This is a genomic window from Streptomyces sp. NPDC057253 (assembly GCF_042669125.1).
Classification (GTDB): domain Bacteria; phylum Actinomycetota; class Actinomycetes; order Streptomycetales; family Streptomycetaceae; genus Streptomyces.
Genome location: NZ_JBHUXV010000273.1, coordinates 1 through 3,626 on the forward strand (window position 1 = coordinate 1; position 3,626 = coordinate 3,626).

Consider the following 3,626-nt stretch of genomic DNA (forward strand, 5'->3'; position numbering starts at 1 on the left):
GTGCCGACGGGCGCTTCGCGGGGACCTCAACCGATTGGCACCCCTGCCTCCAGGTACAGCGCCGCCCCGCGTTCCCGGGCCCTGAGCGCCCACCGCAACCGCTCGTAGCGCACCGGCGGCAGCAGTTCGGCGGCCTCCTCCTCACTGGCGAAGCACCAGCCACGCAGCTCGGGGCCGGGCAGCAGCACCTGGCGCGCCTCGCCGGCGTCGAGCCGCCCGCCGTCGAAGAGCAGACGCAGTCCGCCGTAGCCGGGAGGCGCGGGCGGTTCCCAGTCGACGACCAGGAGACGGGGTACGTCGTCCAGCCGGATGCCGGTCTCCTCGGCGACCTCGCGCACCCCGGCGCGCGCGGGCGCCTCGCCGGGTTCGACGACACCGCCGGGGAACTCCCAGCCGGCCTTGTAGGTGGGGTCGACGAGCAGCACCCGGTCCTGCTCGTCGAAGAGGAGGACCCCGGCGGCCACGGTCTCGGCGGTGGGCTCCGGGGTCTGCACGATGTCGCACGCGGGCACGGTCCCGGCGCCGAGATCCTCGGCGATCCGGACGGCCGTCTCGTACGGGGTGAGCGCGCTGGTGTCGATCAGATGGGCGTCGGCGGTGAGCCAGGAGGCGAGGGCGGCCCGGTAGGGCTCGATGTGGTCGTACGCCCAGTGCCCCTGCCCCGCTGCACCGCGCGGCAGGCTCGGCGTGGCTCCCCGCTCGGCTATTCGTTCGCGCAGGATCGTTTCCGCCGGGGCGAGGAGCAGATGCCGGACACTGATCCGGCGGGCGGCGAGGCCGCCGAAGATCTCGTCGCGGTACTCCTGGCGCAGCAGGGTCATGGGGACCACGAGGGTCCCGCCGAGCTCGGCGAGCATCGCGGCCGCCGTGTCGATCACCAGACGTCGCCAGATCGGCAGGTCCTGGAAGTCGCCGACCTCGGCGAGGTGCTTGGGCGGCAGCAGGTGCACGACCGCTGCGCCGATGTCCTCGGGGTCGAAGAGCGTGCTGTTCGGGATCAGTTCGATCAGTTCCCGTGCGGCGGTGGTCTTCCCCGCACCGAACGCGCCGTTGATCCAGACGATCACGGACTCCCCCTCTTCTGTTTGGCCCCCTGTGGCTTGCCCGTTCCACCCTGCCACGGAAACCAGCCGCAGTTGAGGGCGCACGAAACGGCGCCGGGACCCTCGTCCGAGGGCTCCGGCGCCATGGCCTCGCGGGGGTCGGTCCCCTCAGCCGTTCTTCCCCAGCGCGCTGTCCTCGACACCGTCCAGGCTGGCGTCGGCGATGGTGTGCTGCGGGTCGAGGGCGGTGAGCGTCTTGTCGAGGTCCAGGTCGCCCAGGGCGCCGCTCACGGCGTGCGAGGGGGTGATGGCCGCGACGACGAAGCCGGTGGCGAGGGAGGCGATGGCGAGCATGCTGCGCTTCTTCATGGCCTGATCAACGCGGCCGCCCGCGATGGGTCACGCTCGCCCCCTCCCTTCCATCACAGTCGAACACGTCCTACCTTTAACGCACACCGAATGACGCGTACATGTCGTCATGACACCTTCTGCTGGTTCGGAGGAACGTCACAATGCGTCACCTTCACACCCGCACAACCCGCCGAAGAGTGGTCGCCGCACTGACCGTGCTGCTGTTCGCGCTGCCCGCGGCGGCCCCCGCCGCCGTCGCGGACGAGCAGGCCCCCGAGGCACCCGCCCTGGCCGACGGCCTCGCCCTGACCCCGCCCATGGGCTTCAACAACTGGAACTCCACCCACTGCCGGGCCGAGTTCAACGAGTCCATGGTCAAGGGGATCGCGGACATCTTCGTCGCCAAGGGCCTCAAGGACGCCGGCTACCAGTACGTCAACCTCGACGACTGCTGGGCCCTGCCGGCCCGGGACGCCGACGGCAAGCTGGTCCCGGACCCGGCCCGCTTCCCGAACGGCATCAAGGCCGTCGCCGACTACGTGCACTCCAAGGGCCTCAAGCTCGGCATCTACACCAGCGCCGGGACGAAGACCTGCAACAGCGCCGGCTTCCCGGGCGCGCTGGGCCACGAGTACAGCGACGCGCGGCAGTTCGCCGACTGGGGCGTCGACTACCTCAAGTACGACAACTGCAACAACCAGGGCGTGGACGCCCGGCAGCGCTACACGACCATGCGCGACGCCCTGAAGGCGACCGGCCGGCCCATCGTCTACAGCATCTGCGAGTGGGGCGAGAACAAGCCCTGGGAGTGGGCCGCCGACGTCGGACACCTGTGGCGGACCACCGGCGACATCAGCGACAGCTGGGGCTCGATGCTGTCGATCCTCAAGCAGAACCTGCCCCTCGCGCCCCACGCGGGCCCCGGTCACTGGAACGACCCCGACATGCTGGAGGTCGGCAACGGCGGCATGACCGACACCGAGTACCGCTCGCACTTCTCGATGTGGTCCGTCATGGCCGCCCCGCTGCTCATCGGCAGCGACCTGCGCTCGGCCTCCGACGAGACCTTCGAGATCCTCGGCAACAAGGAGGTCGTCGCCGTCGACCAGGACCCGCTGGGCAAGCAGGGCGCCGTGGTCTCGTCCGGGGGCGGCCGCTGGGTCGTCGCCAAGGAGATGAAGGACGGCAGCCGTACGGTGGCCCTGTTCAACGAGTCGAGCAGCCCCCAGCGCATCGCCACCACCGCGGCGGCCGTCGGCCTGCCCGCCGCCGGCGCGTACACCCTGCGCGACCTGTGGAAGCACGAGAGCCGCAACACCGCGGGCACGATCTCGGCGACCGTCCCGGCGCACGGCACGGTGCTCGTACGGGTGTCCGCCGACCGCCGGTGGCAGCAGCACCCGCCCGCAGTCGAACTCGGCCTGGACGGCAGCCCGTTGGTCGAGGCGGCCGCACCGGCCGGGCTGACCACGACGGTCACCGACCTGGGCCGCACCCCGGCCCGGCAGGTTTCGGTACGGCTCTCCGGCCCCGCGGGCTGGACCGTGAAGGCCGCCTCGCCGACCACCGCCAAGACCCTGTCCACGGGTCGCTCGCTGCGCACCAGATGGACGGTCACCGCGCCGCAGGGGACGCCGCCGGGGTCGTACGACCTGACGCTCAGGGCGAGTTACCGCTCACCGGCCGGCGTGCGGGCCGAGAACACCCTGCCGTTCGCGGCGACCGTGGTGGTGCCGCCGCCCTCGGGCACCTCCGGGCTCGGTGACCTTCCGTGGTTGTCGGCCGCCAACGGCTACGGTCCCGTCGAGCGCAACACCAGCAACGGGGAGAGCGCCGCGGGCGACGGTCATCCGATCACCATCGGCGGAGTGGTGTACGCCCGGGGTCTCGGCGTCCACGCGGAGAGTTCCGTCGAGTACTACACGGGCGCGGCCTGCGAGACGGTCACCGCGCAGGTCGGCGTCGACGACGAGAAGGGCGCGAAGGGCACGGTGGCCTTCGAGGTGTGGGCGGACGGGACCAAGGCGGCGTCCACGGGCGTGCTGACCAACGCCATGGCGGCCGAGTCCCTCACCGCGGACGTCACCGGCGCGCGGCTGATCCGCCTCGTCGTCACCGACGGCGGGGACGGCATCGACTCGGACCACGCGGACTGGGGCGACGCGCGGTTGAGCTGCTGAGCGTGCTCGGCGGCCGGGTCCCCCGTCACGGGACCCGGCCGCCGGGCGAACG

Annotated in this window: 3 protein-coding genes; 1 reads left to right on the forward strand and 2 read right to left on the reverse strand. The window is 71.8% G+C overall.

Annotated features, from left to right (window positions below):
- Positions 1–26: 26 nt before the first annotated feature.
- Together ACFULQ_RS48775 and ACFULQ_RS48780 are read right to left on the reverse strand one after the other, a co-directional pair.
- On the reverse strand, positions 27–1,067 hold the full coding sequence (locus ACFULQ_RS48775) for an NUDIX domain-containing protein (RefSeq protein WP_383558215.1): 1,041 nt from the start codon (positions 1,065–1,067) through the stop codon (positions 27–29).
- A gap of 144 nt (positions 1,068–1,211) precedes the next feature.
- Positions 1,212–1,412 carry a hypothetical protein gene (locus tag ACFULQ_RS48780; protein ID WP_383558218.1) on the reverse strand — a complete coding sequence of 67 codons (201 nt, stop codon included), beginning with the start codon at positions 1,410–1,412 and terminating at the stop codon, positions 1,212–1,214.
- 143 nt (positions 1,413–1,555) lie between these two features.
- Between ACFULQ_RS48780 and ACFULQ_RS48785 the strand changes: the two genes are divergently transcribed.
- Positions 1,556–3,574: an NPCBM/NEW2 domain-containing protein gene (locus ACFULQ_RS48785; RefSeq protein WP_383558221.1), complete on the forward strand. Its 2,019-nt coding sequence runs from the start codon at positions 1,556–1,558 to the stop codon at positions 3,572–3,574.
- Positions 3,575–3,626 lie beyond the last annotated feature (52 nt).